Consider the following 13,580-nt stretch of genomic DNA (forward strand, 5'->3'; position numbering starts at 1 on the left):
TCTTTCCTTGTTCACTTTATGTTTTTTTTCTGCATAAAAATATAAAAAGCAGGCGAATGCCTGAATCAATCCAACCAGTTTATGCGCCGTTTTTCCTTCTGTTTCTGACAGAAAGATCGATTGATCCGCTGGCATTTTTTGATTGAAGGGCCGTCTAATGATATCGATCAGAACAGACTCCCATCCATATTGGCCGGGAAATCGGTTATCCTATTCGTTCCATTGATAGGTCAAGCGTTTCAAACGCTTGCATAAAAGGCAAATAGCGCTTGATAAAGAGAAAGATTGGTTATCTATTTTTCAGTTTGGGTGGTATCTATGAGAAAAAAACAGAACGATCAGAGGCATGTGATTGCTGTTCCAAGGGTATATGACTGGGTGAATCGAACTACAACGATTCATCTCAGCGTAGATTTGCTCATCCCGCCGCAAATTTTGCAAGTCGAAACGTATCAATATAATTCGATATCCGATGGCTGCAAAACGGTTTATACAAATGATGATGAACTAAAGGAATACGGAAATCGAGGAATACTGGACCCGAAGAACGTATCCTTTATCAATTTGTTTATAAACGGGGTGCTGCAGCCGCAAAACGTGTATGAAGTACAGGAAGGAAAGTTGATTTTAAATTCTGCCGATGTTCCACTTAAAGGTACGCCGATCATTTTGCAATTTGTCACCATTAAACAAGGAGGAAGGCATCATCAAGATTAATGGAATAAAGGCTGTTTATATAAATCTAACTTCAAAAAGAGGAAACCCAGAACGGGGTCTGTAAAAACTCACGGTTGGAAGAGACCTTTACTACTCATGAACTCCATATCCATACACATGTTAACATGTCAATTTGATGAGCCGATCCCGTTTACACGCCGTTTCAAGATGTAAAAATCAAGTATCATAGTGAACTTGCTGGTGGCTAGAGACGTATTTGCTTCTATCGATACAGCAGTATTTTTCGTTGATTTTTTCGTAAGGAAATAGTATCCTTTTGACATTGAAGACATGTTTAGGAGGGATTCAAATGTCAATGGCATATGAAGAATATATGCGCCAGCTCGTTCAACCGATGCGTGATGAGCTTGTCCGTGCGGGATTTCAAGAGCTGACAACGGCTGAGGAAGTGGAGAACTTTATGGAACATGTTCAAGGAACAACCTTTGTCGTTGTCAATTCGGTTTGCGGGTGTGCGGCTGGCTTGGCGCGTCCTGCCGCAACACAAGCGATTTTACGCAGTGAGAAAAAACCGGATCATTTAGTGACGGTGTTTGCCGGTCAGGATCGTGAAGCGACAGCAAAAATGCGCGAGTATTTCGTGGGAATCGAGCCTTCTTCGCCATCGATGGCGCTGCTTAAGGGAAAAGAGGTTGTCCATTTCATCCCGCGCCATGAAATTGAAGGAAATTCAATGGAAGCGGTCATGGAAAATATTATGAGTGCATTAGAAGCGCACTGCGAATAAGGATGTCTTCAAGACATCCTTTTTTGGTGGAGGTTTGTATGATTGTTACGACTGCAGGAAGAACGAATCCAAGCATGATCGCCAAGGCAAAACAAATCGCGGATGAGCTCGATATTCTGTACGTGCCGCGTCAGAAAATGTCGGTAGAAGCCTTACAAATGCAATACGGCGATGAAGTGATGGTAGTCGGAAAAAAACGTTTAGAAATATATCCGTCTGATGGAACGTCCTCTTTCTTTTTTCATCCGAATTCGGCGATGTTTCGAGTGAAAAGGGTATTGCGCGGAGAGACGGAGCCGTTTTTGGAAGCCACTAAACTGCAACCAGGAATGTCGTTTTTAGATTGTACAGTAGGAATCGGTTCAGACAGCATCGTAGCCAGTACGGTAACAGGGGAAAACGGCATTGTTGTTGGAACAGAAGGGAACCGTTATATCGCTTATTTAGTTCAGCAAGGATTGCGCCAATGGGATTCAGGTATCGTTCAAATGAATGAGGCGATGAGGCGCATTCAAGTGTTCCACGCTGATTACCTTTCTTTTTTACGTTCCCTTCCGGATCATTCCTTTGATGTCGTTTATTTCGATCCGATGTTTGAACAATCCATTGTCGAATCGGACGGCATTCAAGGCATAAAGTCCTTTGCCCTTTATACAGAGCTGGCTGAAGAGGCCATCTTCCATGCGAAACGGGTTGCGCGGCAGCGCGTGGTGCTTAAAGACTATTGGCAGAGCACAAGGTTTCATCGTTTCGGCTTTTCGGTCTATGCGCGTAAAACGGCTAAGTTCCATTTTGCGGTGATTGAATTGGCAGAAGGAATAGAGAAAAATAAAGATGGGGACATTCATGGACGGAGGTGACAACATGTCAAAACGAAAAAAAGATTCGTCCAAGACGGGTTTAAGCTCTCCGCATATCCAAGGGCAAGGAACGACGACTACGGAAACGGGAGCGCACGAACTTGATTCTGCTCGCAAAAAAAACAATAGCGCGATAGATAGGAAGGTTGAGCGATCGAACAACACCGCTGATAGGAACGTATTTGTCATTAACGGCGGGCTGTTCGGTCTTTTGTTTATGCTAAATCGTGGCAACAGCAAGTTGCCGACTGTCGAAATATATCCAAATAGTCATGAAAACAAAAACTCGCAGGGGAGCCTGCGAGTTTTTACGAGTCAGCAAAACAGCTATAAATGTAATAAGCAATCGTCAGCAAGCTTAGTCCGAAAAAAATCGCATTCATTTTTATCCTATCCTTTCTATTCTAGAGTGATCAAATTGTGCTACACTGGTATTGTGAAATCCTTTGTCTCGGAGTATTCCTTATATTCATAATATATATCAAAAAAATAAGAAAAAGAAAGGGGTTTTTTGGAGAATGGAAATGAAAATATCAGAGCGCATGAAAGCGTTCGGCGCTTCTGTATTTAGCGAGTTGGTTGCTTATAAAAAAGCGAAGATGGCTCAAGGATTTGATATGATTGATTTAAGTATCGGAAGTCCCGATTTGCCGCCGCCGTCCTTTGTAAGAGAAACCATCGCTTTTTATGCCAGCCAGCCTGATACATACGGTTATTCTTTAACAGGAACGAGTGAATTTTACGATGCGGTGGCTTCCTATTACCAAATGGAGCATAAGGTGCAGCTGAACCCAAATGAAGAAGTCGTTTGCTTAATGGGATCTCAGGATGGTCTTGTTCATTTGCCGATGGTGTTTGCCGATCCCGGCGATTTTATTTTAGTTCCTGATCCAGGCTATACGGCGTATGCAACAGGAATTGCGATGGCCCAAGCAGAGCCTTATTTCATGCCGCTTCGCAAAGAAAATGGCTTTCTTCCAGATCTTCGCGAGATCCCGGAGGAAGTGGCAAAACGTGCGGCGATGATGATCGTCAATTTTCCGGGGAACCCTGTTCCTGCGTTAGCCACTGAGTCTTTTTTTCAAGAGGTAATTGAATTTGCCAAACGATATAACGTGATCGTTGTTTCGGATTTCGCCTATAGCGAGCTGTATTATGAAGGACATAAGCCGATTAGTTTTCTATCTATTCCTGGAGCGAAGGATGTAGGCATTGAGATCAACTCGCTGTCGAAAAGTTATAATATGGCTGGATGCCGAATTGGATATGCCTGTGGAAATGCAGAAATTCTCAAGGTGTTTTCACAGTTTAAATCTAACCTAGACTATGGCGTGTTTTTGCCTGTTCAAAAAGCGGCTGTCGCAGCTCTGACAAAAGGAGCTTCTTTTTGTGAAGAAAGCCGAAACATTTATCAATCTCGCCGCGATTTGTTGATTGAGAGCCTTTCTTCTATTGGTTGGGACATTGAGCGGCCAAAAGCAAGCATGTTTGTTTGGGCAGAAATTCCCGATGGATGGACATCGCTAGAGTTTGTTTATGCTTTGATGGATCGAGCCCATGTTGTGGTAACGCCGGGACATGCATTCGGCCCGAATGGGGAAGGTTTTGTCCGCATCGCTCTTGTTCAAGATGAGGAGAGATTAGCCGAAGCTGTTAGCCGCATTAAGCAAAGCGGCATCTTCCATCTTCCCTCTTTTTCCTAAAATTTTGCATTTCTCTAGCTGTTTTCGTGTGCTATAGTAGAAAAAAAGAGTCTGTTGGCTTGATAGTTTCATAGCATGCAGGAAAAGGCAGGGAAATAGCTGGATGAAACGTTTGATTGGTCTCGTGGCAATGGTTGTAGCTGTTATTCCGCTGCTGTCGTTTTCGCCATATCCGAATACGCACGGTGTTTTATTAAGAGCAAGCTCTCTTGCTGGGATGGACGTTCCCTCTTATTCGCTATTGCGAAACATGGTCATTTTGCCTGATGGGCCATTCAACCAGGTAGAGGCCAAAAAAATGGTGAGCACACTGGCTCGCATTGACGGGGATTTATTACAAAAAATGGCCGATAAACAGATATATATTAAACTGTTTAATGGAAAGCTGACGGATGAGCCGTCCGCCCGATCATTGCGCGGAAAGGTGCCCCGCGGCTATATGGCGCTTTTAACATGGGATGATGTGCCAGGGATGGGCGGTTCACGTCTTGTGCTCGTTAAAATCGGGCATAGTGACAAAGGAAAAGGGCATGGTTCCATCAATTTAGAATTGCACGAGCTTGCCCATTCTGTAGATTATATTGTATTGAACGACATTCATGAAACCCCGGATTTTTTGGCGATTTGGCGCGAAGAAGCAGAGCGCCTGTTTCCCGGTCAGTACTATTTTCTTGATTATCCGGAAGAATATTTTGCGGAAGCGTTTGCTTATTACTATCATAACAATGAAACGCGCGCTCATTTGCAGAGATTGGCACCAAAAACGTATGAATTTATGCAGCAATTGACGAAAAGAACTCGAAAATGAGTTCTTTTTCATTTATGATAGAACATGAGGTGAGCACGATGCAGCAATATTTACAATTACTTGAAGATATTTTGGAAAATGGGATTGAAAAAACAGACCGAACAGGAGTGGGGACCCGATCGGTATTCGGTCGGCAGCTGCGATTTGATTTGCAACAGGGCTTCCCGCTATTAACAACGAAAAAGCTACATATTCGGTCCATTATTTATGAGCTGCTCTGGTTTTTAAGCGGCAACACCAATGTTCGCTATTTACAGGAAAATGGCGTAACGATTTGGGATGAATGGGCTGACGAAAACGGGGAATTGGGGCCTGTCTATGGAGCGCAATGGCGTTCTTGGAAAGGAGCGGACGGTAAAACGGTTGACCAGATTAGCCAAGTCATTGAACAAATTAAAACAAATCCTGATTCGCGCCGTTTGCTTGTTAGCGCATGGAATGTCGCGGAAATTGACAAAATGAAATTGCCGCCTTGCCACTATGCGTTTCAATTTTATGTGGCGGATGGAAAATTGTCTTGCATGTGGCAGCAGCGTTCTGTCGATACGTTTCTTGGCTTGCCGTTTAATATTGCCAGCTATGCCCTGCTGACGCATATGATCGCCCAACAATGCGAATTGGAAGTTGGTGAGCTCATTTTTACAGGCGGGGATGTTCATTTGTATTTGAACCATCTGGAACAAGCAAGACTTCAATTAACAAGAGAGCCGCGACCGTTGCCAAAGCTGGTGATTAAGCGGAAGCCGGACTCTATTTTTGATTATCAGTTTGAGGATTTTGAAATTGTTGACTATCATCCGCATCCGCATATTAAAGCATCGGTTGCGATCTAAAGGAGAGAGAAGATGATTTCGCTTATTGTCGCAATGGATCACCATCGCGTGATTGGGAAGGATAATCAATTGCCTTGGCATTTGCCAGCCGATCTTGCCTATTTTAAGCGCGTTACGATGGGCCATCCCATCATTATGGGCAGAAAAACGTTTGAGTCGATTGGCCGGCCGCTGCCAGGAAGGGAAAATATTATTATAACCCGCAATCATTCTTTTCGTCCCGAAGGCTGCACGATTATTCATTCTGTAGCGGATATTCAAAAAATCGCAGCAGAGCGCGAGAATGAAGAGATTTTTATTATCGGAGGAGCTGAGTTATTCCGAGCGACGCTGCCGTTGGCTGATCGCCTTTATATCACAAAGATTGCTGGGCAATTTGCTGGGGATACCTTCTTCCCTTCGTTTGATGAGGGAGAATGGTGCCTAGTGTCAAGCCAGCAAGGCCAAAAGGACGAAAAAAACCGGTATGACTTTGCGTTTCTCGTCTATGAACGCAAGCGGCCGCACTCCGAACATGGCCGGTCTTTGACATGAAAAAATGCGCGTTCCGATTCTCCGTAAACCGTGTTTTTCAGTTTTCGTTTCTCTTTTGTCCGGCACCACAAGAAAGGGTGAAAACACATAATTGGATGGATATAGGACTTACCGCGTCCGTTTCAGTCTGCGCAAAAACGTGCTTCGCTTATTGCGAAGCACGTTTTTCTTTTGACCGATTTTGAATAGAGAGGGTGTAGAAAAGGAACGATAACAATAACTAAACGAGAATGGAGGGAGAAGTTATGAAGCATATCATTTCATTCGTGATCAAATTTGTTTTATGGAGTACAGTGTTGCTTTCGTTTTTAACCATTTTTAATACGCCGATTTCGCTTATTTTTTTTATTTCATTGGCGGCAACAGTGATTTCATATGTACTTGGCGATTTATTGATTTTACCGCGAATGGGAAATTTCGTGGCAACGCTTGCTGATCTTGTTTTGTCATTCGGGTTGATTTGGTTTTTTTGTTATTGGTTAATCGAACGAACGGCCAATATGGCTTATATTGCTTTTTTCGCAACGTTGGCGATTGGAGCTGCAGAAGCATTTTTTCATCTGTTTCTTGAAAACCATCTTTTCACTGACCGCACCATGCGGCAAACAAGAAATTGGTTCGATGAAGGAAGATGGGCGACCGAATTCGCAGAGGAGTATGAAGAACCGAAACAAAACGACGATTCTCAGTAAATGCCCTGTTTTTATAAATTTTTTGAAAATTCCCTTTCCTTTTTTAAAATTTGTGATATAATTTTCAAATTAAAAAAGTGATGGAAAGGACAAGGGAATATGGAACAGCAATTGAAACGAAAACGAGGAGCCGTGTATGTGGAAGATGTTTTAATCGCGCATCATACGCTAAAAGATGTCGTATACCACACCCCGCTACAAAGAAATGCATTGCTATCGGAGCGCTATGGCTGTCAAGTTTATTTAAAGCGTGAGGATTTGCAGGTTGTGCGCTCGTTTAAAATTCGCGGCGCTTATAACTGCATGAAGCATCTGACAGACGAAGAACGAAAACGGGGAATTGTTTGTGCTAGCGCAGGTAATCACGCTCAAGGAGTGGCCTATTCATGTCGCGCGTTAGGTGTGCATGGAAAAATTTATATGCCTGCGACAACACCACGCCAAAAGGTTTCACAAGTTCAATTATTCGGAAAAGATATGGTAGAGATTGTTTTAGTTGGCGACACATTTGACGATTCCTTTAACGAGGCTGTTCAATGCGCCGAGCGAGAAGAGAGAACGTTTATTCACCCGTTTGATGACGAGTATGTGATGGCTGGACAAGGAACGATCGGAGTGGAGATTCTTAATGACTGTGAGGAACCGATTGATTTTGTGTTTGCCAGCATTGGTGGCGGCGGATTGATGGCAGGTCTCGGTACATATATCAAAAGCATCTCGCCTGCCACAAAACTGATTGGCGTCGAACCAGCCGGAGCTCCATCCATGAAAGCGGCACTTGAGAAAGGGGAAGTTGTGACTTTAGAGGAAATTGATAAATTTGTGGATGGAGCAGCAGTCAAAACAGTAGGAGAAAAAACGTTTGCGTTATGCAGAGAAATGATTGACGACATCGTCGTTGTGCCAGAAGGGAAAGTGTGTACGACCATTTTAGAACTTTATAACGAAAATGCCATCGTGGTTGAACCAGCTGGAGCCTTGCCAATCGCCGCTTTGGATTTGTATCAAGAGCAGATTCGCGGAAAAACCGTTGTTTGTGTCATTAGCGGAGGAAACAATGATATTGATCGGATGCAGGAGATCAAAGAACGTTCCATGATTTATGAAGGCTTGCAGCATTATTTTATCGTTAATTTCCCACAGCGTGCCGGAGCATTGCGCGAATTTTTAGATGAAGTGCTAGGACCGACGGACGATATTACGCGGTTTGAATACACAAAGAAAAATAATAAAGAGAACGGACCTGCATTAGTGGGGATCGAACTGAAGCGGCGGGAGGATTATGCTCCTCTCATTGAGAGAATGAAAAAGAAGGGATTTCCTTATCAGGAAGTCAATAAAGATCCGAACTTATTTCATTTACTTATTTAATATATCTATTGAGAAGTCTCCCACCGCTTAACAGAGTGTAGGGGAGAGAGGGGTGTTTGGAAGCGGTCGGTATTCGGTCGGCCGACAATCGAAATCAGATGATCGCCTGCTCATTTGAGGCTAAATGTGGATACAGGTCGATATCGTTATGTGGAGCACAATGAGTCATTCGTTATTTTTCGCTAAAAAAATTATAAATCTTTCGCGCAATCTGACATACTTTTACACCGATTTCGTGTATAATAATAATAAATCGGTCAAAAAAGAGGATTGATATTTTGCTATTCAAAAGCCTGGAGTTCAAGAATGCTTATGGACAGAAGGTAAAAATTATTGAGATTCCAGTATTGGAGGAAGATAACACCTATCGCTTTATTGTTCAATCACGTTTAGAGACGCTGATAGCAAAGGTCTATTGGTCTCGGGAAGCACGTTGTGTTTATTCGTTTAGGGATCATTTAAAAAGAGTGTTGAAATGGCCTGTCTATGAACAAATTTTCAAGACAGATATTTTAAAAAATAATGCATAAGCATCATATGAAAAAGTTGCTTTGCCAAAGCAAAGCAACTTTTTTTGCATTTATTATAGGCATTTCACTCGTTTCATTGTATAATGTTCAATGAGCCTTAACTCCAGGAAGTGAAATAATGAGCAAAATCAAAATTGTAACGGATTCGACAGTAGATGTTCCTACTGAAACATTAAATAGGTATGGAATTGAAGTGATTCCGCTCACTTTTACAATGGACAACAAAGTCTATACAGATCGTTTGGATATCACATCAGAAGAATTTATGAAAAAAATGGCCCAAGCAAACGAGCTGCCGAAAAGTTCTCAACCTTCAATAGGAAGCTTTCTGGAGCTATATAACCGTTTGGGAGAAGATGGATGTGAAATCCTTTCGATTCATATGGCTGGCGCGCTAAGTGGGACGGTGCAATCGGCAAGACAGGCAGCGGCCATGTCACAGGCAAATGTGGCAGTTGTTGATTCGCAATTTATCTCGCTTGCCCTAGGATTCCAGGTCATAGAAGCAGCAAAGCAAGCGGCAGAAGGGAAGAGCTGTGCTGATATTATTCAGCATCTTGAAAAAGTCCGTTGCGGCACGCATCTCTATATAGCTGTTGACACGTTGGACCATTTAGTGAAGGGGGGCCGAATTGGACGCGGCAAAGCGTTGCTTGGCTCATTGCTGAACATCAAGCCGATTGCGGCGCTGATGGATGGCATCTATACGCCTGTGATGAAAGCGCGGAGCTATTCACAGATCGTCAGCTATTTCACACAACGGCTGGTCGAGGATGCGACCGGCAAAACGATTCGTGCGATCGGCATTGCCCATGCTGATGCGTTGACGTTGGCGAATCGCTTAAGGCAATCTATTGTTGAGGCAACTGGCTATGAGCAGATTGACATAGTATATACGACGCCGATTGTTTCGATTCATACAGGTGCAGGTGCGATTGGTTTTATGTACTACGTTGAATAAATCATGAAACATTTGGTAAAATGAAAGAGGAAATGAAAACGGGTGGATTTAGCGATGAGAAAAACAAGTGCCATTGTGCTTATAAGCATACTTTTGTTATTCACAGCTGCATGCAGTAAAAAGATCCCTGATGCCCAAAACTGGCCGGTTGCGTCTTTTACCTTTACGGATCAGAATAATCAACCGTTTGGCTTAAAAGACCTAAAAGGGAAAGTATGGGTAGCTGATTTTATGTTTACTCGCTGTGCGGATGTATGTCCGCCAATGACGGCCAATATGGCGAAGCTGCAGCGAATGGCCAAAGAAGAGGGATTAGAGGTTGAATTTGTTTCTTTTAGTGTGGATCCGGAAAACGATCATCCGGAGCAATTAAAAGCATATATTGAGAAATTTGATGCTGACACTCGTCATTGGCATTTGCTGACGGGATACACTCAGCAAGAAATTGAAGCTTTCGCTCAAAAGAATTTTAAAACGATTGTACAAAAGCCAGCAAACCAAAGCCAGGTCATCCACGGAACCAGTTTCTATTTAGTCGATCAAAAAGGAAAAGTGGTTCAGTATTATAATGGAATGAACAACGTTCCATACAAGAAAATTCTAGAGCATATTAAAATTTTGCAATCATCATAAAGAGGCAAAAATGTGGTGGCATTTTTGCCTCTTCGTGTTTTCCTTTTTCTAGGAAGGTGAAAGAAATGAAAAAATGGGGACTTCTGTTTTTGTCACTGCTTCTAAGTGGGGGATGCTCAGCCACGGAAGCGATGAAAATGGAAAATATTCCATTGCGGCAAATCGGTCTTCCGAGTCGTTTAATAATCGACCAGGATTTTATCCCTCGGGATTGGAATGTGGTGGCTTTTGGCGACTCATTAACGGAAGGAGTAGGAGATCGAGACCATCAGGGCGGCTATGTTTTTGATCTCAAAGAAAAATTATTGCATAATAAGGGAGTTCGCTCTGTTACGGTCACGAATTTAGGAAAAAGAGGCTTACGTCTTTCACAATTGCAGGATGTCATTCAGTCTCACGAACAAGAGATAAGGGAAGCCGATATGGTGTTGATCACGATCGGTGGTAACGATATTATGAAAGTTGTCCGTTCTCATTTGTTTGATTTAACCTATGATTTATTTGAGAAAAATCAGAAAAGCTTTGCTGCCAAATTAGACCGGCTCATGCAATCGCTGCGCGCGCTGAATCCACATGCTACGATTGTTCTTGTTGGGGTGTATAATCCATTCTCAAGCCCGCTTCAAGACGTTCCTGAAATCGATGAGGTGATCGATATGTGGAACCGCGGAAGCCAAGCGGTTTTAAGCAAATATGATCGAACGATTTTTGTCGATGTGAAGGATTTATTCGATAACCGTGATGATTTGCTTTACGATGATCAATTTCATCCGAATGAATTAGGATATGAAAAAATTGCTGAACGTGTCTATGAACATTTGTTAGGGAGTATGGAACAATGAAATGGAAAGTCGCTTTTTTTGGATTATTAGCAATCAATATGGTCATTGTGGTAAGTTTACTGTGTCTTATTCTTCAGCCGTCTTCAACAAAGCTTCCGACCCCAAAAGCTGTAAAGGGAGCAACATTTCTCGTTCATTCATCAAAAGAAGATGTCAATATTTTGCTGAATGACTATCTGAAAGAAAAAACAAAAAATAGTTCGCTTTCGTATCGGGTTTGGATTGATGATCGTGTGTATGTGGCGAGTCAAGTCCCGCTTTTTAGCAGAAATGTGGACTTAACGGTTTCGTTTGTGCCTAAAATCGTGAAAGGCGGCAATTTAGAACTAAGAGATCCGGATTTATCGTTAGGAGAATGGCAGCTTCCGGTGAACTATACGCTGTCATATTTGCAAAAGCATGCGAAACTGCCTGATGAAGTCATGATTGAGCCCGATGCTCACCGAATTTATATTGATTTAGCCAATATCCAGTTAAAAAATGGATATCGCATTACGGCAAAAGAATTTGATCTAGAGCATGACAAAATTGTGTTTGCGTTAACCGTTCCAGTAAAATAACAAAAGGAGACGAGCGGTTAACCAATATGTTTATGTTGCGTGATTTGCTTCGCTTGTCTGTCGATGAACATCTTGGTTTCATTCTCGTCTTGGTTTGGCGGCATTTTGGTTTCATGGACGTTTTCAAAAACGTTTGGGACGGGAAATTGCAAGTGGGTCACTTCATTTGCTTGCTCATCAAAAATCGTCCTTTCTGAAAATGTTGTTGAGCAAAGAAAGGACGATTTTTTTTGCGCATTTTTTTACAAAATCCACCGAGAAGTTTCCCATCTTTTAACGGAGTGGAGGCGGGAGAGGTTCAGATGAATCAAAAAGGGGGCTTCCGAAAGCTAACTAGCTACAGCCCCTAAATTCTTAGCCCCTTTGGATAAAAATTTTTCAGCGTTCCTTTTACTTCCTTTCCCCAGCCGAGCGGGTAGCCGTCAATCATGACCATAGTCCAGCCGCGGTCTCCGCCTGTTTCAAGCGTTTCGCCGCGCAAATATTTCATGATCGGCTCTTGGTCGCTGCTGTTTAAATCGAGCGAATGAGCGACCACTTCTTTTTTTAAGGCTAAGGCGAGCGCATGATTCGGCTCAAAGCGATGTTTCTTTAACTCTCCTAAATGCAAGCCCGCTCGCACCACTTTTAATCCCTCAAAATTCGGGCAATCCTTTGGCAGCGCAAATAGCTGTTGTTGAAATGCATAAATGGTGTGGGTGATTTCGGTTTTTAACACCTCTTTTGTAAATGCTTGATAGTCACGCTGCGCCGATTTGGAAAGGTTGGAAGCAACGGTTTTTCCATTCCATTGGTTGGATCTTCCTGTCTTTTGCAGCTTAGCAACAAAATGTCCTTCTCCTTTTAAATAATGTGGCCAAAGCCGTGCTGTTTTCGCCATTTCTTTCATATGAGTATTTGTCCATTCCGGTCTTCCTGGCTGAATGCCCACTGTTTTATCAATCGGCAATAAAATCAGATCCTCATATTCTGCAAGAAGCGCTTCGATCGTTTGCTCGTTTTCTTCTGGAGAAAACGTGCATGTCGAATAAACAAGAATGCCTCCTTCTTTTAACATGCGATAGGCACAGGACAAAATGTGGCGCTGCTTGCTGGCGCATTGCGCTACATGCGCTTCGCTCCAATAACGGATGGCCTCCTCATCCTTCCGAAACATTCCTTCACCTGAACAAGGCGCATCAACTAAAATTTTATCAAAATATCCTGTGAAGCGCTCTGCCAGCTTTTCTGGCGTTTCGTTTGTGACAAGCGCATTGGTGATGCCCAATCGCTCAATATTCTCTGATAGTGCTTTGACGCGTTTTGGATGAATCTCATTCGCAAGCAAAAAGCCGGTATTGTTCATCATAGCTGCCAGTTGTGTCGTCTTCCCTCCGGGAGCTGCACAAAGATCAAGCACTCTTTCTCCTGGTTCAGGACGCAATGCTTCAGCGACAAACATGGCGCTTGGTTCTTGAATATAATAAAGGCCGGCCGCATGATACGGGTGTTTTCCCGGCTGTTCCGCAGCATCATAGTAAAAGCCGGTCGAACAAAATGGAACAGGTGATAAGGAAAACGGCATCAGTTCTAAAAAGGTGCTTCGCTCTATTTTAAGGGGATTCAAACGAAGCCCGTTCGTTTTGTTTTCTTCATATGTATGAAAGAAGGGAAGCGCTTCTTCCTGTAAGAGTCGATTCATTTTTTCGCGAAATGGCTCCGGTAATTTCAACAAATAAAACTCCTTTCATTGATCTTGTGCGTCTATTGTTTGAAAAAGAACGAATGTGATCATCCCGATCATCCGAT

The 13,580-nt window shown here is 42.9% G+C and carries 15 protein-coding genes and 1 pseudogene; 15 read left to right on the top strand and 1 reads right to left on the bottom strand.

The window, feature by feature from the left end; all coding sequences use genetic code 11:
* Nucleotides 1-318: 318 nt before the first annotated feature.
* From GRQ40_RS08365 to GRQ40_RS08435, 15 genes and pseudogenes are all read left to right on the top strand, one after another.
* Nucleotides 319-717, top strand: a complete 399-nt coding sequence (locus GRQ40_RS08365) for a DUF4183 domain-containing protein (protein ID WP_044743470.1) — start codon at nucleotides 319-321, stop codon at nucleotides 715-717.
* A 310-nt stretch (nucleotides 718-1,027) separates the two neighbouring features.
* Complete coding sequence (locus tag GRQ40_RS08370; RefSeq protein WP_066149226.1) at nucleotides 1,028-1,465, top strand: BrxA/BrxB family bacilliredoxin; 438 nt, start codon at nucleotides 1,028-1,030, stop codon at nucleotides 1,463-1,465.
* Nucleotides 1,466-1,503: 38 nt separating this feature from the next.
* The gene (locus GRQ40_RS08375) at nucleotides 1,504-2,325 is read left to right on the top strand and encodes a class I SAM-dependent methyltransferase (protein WP_159719729.1); all 822 of its coding nucleotides are present in this window, start codon (nucleotides 1,504-1,506) and stop codon (nucleotides 2,323-2,325) included.
* 4 nt (nucleotides 2,326-2,329) lie between these two features.
* Nucleotides 2,330-2,446, top strand: a pseudogene (locus GRQ40_RS18490) (YuzL family protein); the annotation flags it as partial.
* A 397-nt stretch (nucleotides 2,447-2,843) separates the two neighbouring features.
* Nucleotides 2,844-4,028: an LL-diaminopimelate aminotransferase gene (locus GRQ40_RS08385; RefSeq protein ID WP_159719731.1), complete on the top strand. Its 1,185-nt coding sequence runs from the start codon at nucleotides 2,844-2,846 to the stop codon at nucleotides 4,026-4,028.
* Between the two features lie 103 nt (nucleotides 4,029-4,131).
* Entirely contained in the window at nucleotides 4,132-4,836 is a 705-nt protein-coding gene (locus GRQ40_RS08390) for an anthrax toxin lethal factor-related metalloendopeptidase (RefSeq protein ID WP_159719732.1), read from the top strand.
* Between the two features lie 38 nt (nucleotides 4,837-4,874).
* Nucleotides 4,875-5,669, top strand: a complete 795-nt coding sequence (thyA, locus tag GRQ40_RS08395; RefSeq protein ID WP_066149234.1) for a thymidylate synthase — start codon at nucleotides 4,875-4,877, stop codon at nucleotides 5,667-5,669.
* 12 nt (nucleotides 5,670-5,681) lie between these two features.
* Nucleotides 5,682-6,203, top strand: coding sequence for a dihydrofolate reductase (locus GRQ40_RS08400; protein WP_159719733.1), 522 nt, complete (start codon nucleotides 5,682-5,684; stop codon nucleotides 6,201-6,203).
* A gap of 245 nt (nucleotides 6,204-6,448) precedes the next feature.
* Nucleotides 6,449-6,895, top strand: a complete 447-nt coding sequence (locus GRQ40_RS08405) for a YndM family protein (RefSeq protein ID WP_159719734.1) — start codon at nucleotides 6,449-6,451, stop codon at nucleotides 6,893-6,895.
* 99 nt (nucleotides 6,896-6,994) lie between these two features.
* Nucleotides 6,995-8,266: a threonine ammonia-lyase IlvA gene (gene ilvA, locus GRQ40_RS08410; protein ID WP_159719735.1), complete on the top strand. Its 1,272-nt coding sequence runs from the start codon at nucleotides 6,995-6,997 to the stop codon at nucleotides 8,264-8,266.
* A 278-nt stretch (nucleotides 8,267-8,544) separates the two neighbouring features.
* A complete protein-coding gene (locus tag GRQ40_RS08415; RefSeq protein WP_066149243.1) occupies nucleotides 8,545-8,796 on the top strand; it encodes a YpmP family protein in 252 nt (83 codons plus the stop codon).
* Between the two features lie 118 nt (nucleotides 8,797-8,914).
* Nucleotides 8,915-9,757 carry a DegV family protein gene (locus GRQ40_RS08420; protein WP_066149245.1) on the top strand — a complete coding sequence of 281 codons (843 nt, stop codon included), beginning with the start codon at nucleotides 8,915-8,917 and terminating at the stop codon, nucleotides 9,755-9,757.
* Nucleotides 9,758-9,811: 54 nt separating this feature from the next.
* Nucleotides 9,812-10,390: an SCO family protein gene (locus GRQ40_RS08425; protein WP_066149247.1), complete on the top strand. Its 579-nt coding sequence runs from the start codon at nucleotides 9,812-9,814 to the stop codon at nucleotides 10,388-10,390.
* 65 nt (nucleotides 10,391-10,455) lie between these two features.
* Nucleotides 10,456-11,232, top strand: coding sequence for an SGNH/GDSL hydrolase family protein (locus tag GRQ40_RS08430; protein ID WP_080861906.1), 777 nt, complete (start codon nucleotides 10,456-10,458; stop codon nucleotides 11,230-11,232).
* Nucleotides 11,229-11,792, top strand: coding sequence for a YpmS family protein (locus GRQ40_RS08435; RefSeq protein WP_080861909.1), 564 nt, complete (start codon nucleotides 11,229-11,231; stop codon nucleotides 11,790-11,792). Before GRQ40_RS08430 ends, GRQ40_RS08435 begins: the two co-directional genes overlap by 4 nt.
* A 346-nt stretch (nucleotides 11,793-12,138) precedes the next feature.
* Here the strand turns inward: GRQ40_RS08435 and GRQ40_RS08440 are convergent, their stop codons facing one another.
* Nucleotides 12,139-13,473, bottom strand: a complete 1,335-nt coding sequence (locus GRQ40_RS08440; protein ID WP_236546445.1) for an RsmF rRNA methyltransferase first C-terminal domain-containing protein — start codon at nucleotides 13,471-13,473, stop codon at nucleotides 12,139-12,141.
* Nucleotides 13,474-13,580 lie beyond the last annotated feature (107 nt).

The sequence above is a fragment of the Anoxybacillus sp. PDR2 genome, from assembly GCF_009834045.1.
GTDB classification, from domain to species: domain Bacteria; phylum Bacillota; class Bacilli; order Bacillales; family Anoxybacillaceae; genus Anoxybacteroides; species Anoxybacteroides rupiense.

What these genes read in the sequence shown, in the direction of transcription:
- GRQ40_RS08365 (WP_044743470.1), top strand. Translation starts at nt 319, where the DNA reads ATGAGAAAAAAACAGAACGATCAGAGGCATGTGATTGCTGTTCCAAGG.
- GRQ40_RS08370 (WP_066149226.1), top strand. Translation starts at nt 1,028, where the DNA reads ATGTCAATGGCATATGAAGAATATATGCGCCAGCTCGTTCAACCGATG.
- GRQ40_RS08375 (WP_159719729.1), top strand. Translation starts at nt 1,504, where the DNA reads ATGATTGTTACGACTGCAGGAAGAACGAATCCAAGCATGATCGCCAAG.
- GRQ40_RS08385 (WP_159719731.1), top strand. Translation starts at nt 2,844, where the DNA reads ATGGAAATGAAAATATCAGAGCGCATGAAAGCGTTCGGCGCTTCTGTA.
- GRQ40_RS08390 (WP_159719732.1), top strand. Translation starts at nt 4,132, where the DNA reads ATGAAACGTTTGATTGGTCTCGTGGCAATGGTTGTAGCTGTTATTCCG.
- thyA (WP_066149234.1), top strand. Translation starts at nt 4,875, where the DNA reads ATGCAGCAATATTTACAATTACTTGAAGATATTTTGGAAAATGGGATT.
- GRQ40_RS08400 (WP_159719733.1), top strand. Translation starts at nt 5,682, where the DNA reads ATGATTTCGCTTATTGTCGCAATGGATCACCATCGCGTGATTGGGAAG.
- GRQ40_RS08405 (WP_159719734.1), top strand. Translation starts at nt 6,449, where the DNA reads ATGAAGCATATCATTTCATTCGTGATCAAATTTGTTTTATGGAGTACA.
- ilvA (WP_159719735.1), top strand. Translation starts at nt 6,995, where the DNA reads ATGGAACAGCAATTGAAACGAAAACGAGGAGCCGTGTATGTGGAAGAT.
- GRQ40_RS08420 (WP_066149245.1), top strand. Translation starts at nt 8,915, where the DNA reads ATGAGCAAAATCAAAATTGTAACGGATTCGACAGTAGATGTTCCTACT.
- GRQ40_RS08425 (WP_066149247.1), top strand. Translation starts at nt 9,812, where the DNA reads ATGAGAAAAACAAGTGCCATTGTGCTTATAAGCATACTTTTGTTATTC.
- GRQ40_RS08430 (WP_080861906.1), top strand. Translation starts at nt 10,456, where the DNA reads ATGAAAAAATGGGGACTTCTGTTTTTGTCACTGCTTCTAAGTGGGGGA.
- GRQ40_RS08435 (WP_080861909.1), top strand. Translation starts at nt 11,229, where the DNA reads ATGAAATGGAAAGTCGCTTTTTTTGGATTATTAGCAATCAATATGGTC.
- GRQ40_RS08440 (WP_236546445.1), bottom strand. Translation starts at nt 13,473, where the DNA reads ATGAATCGACTCTTACAGGAAGAAGCGCTTCCCTTCTTTCATACATAT.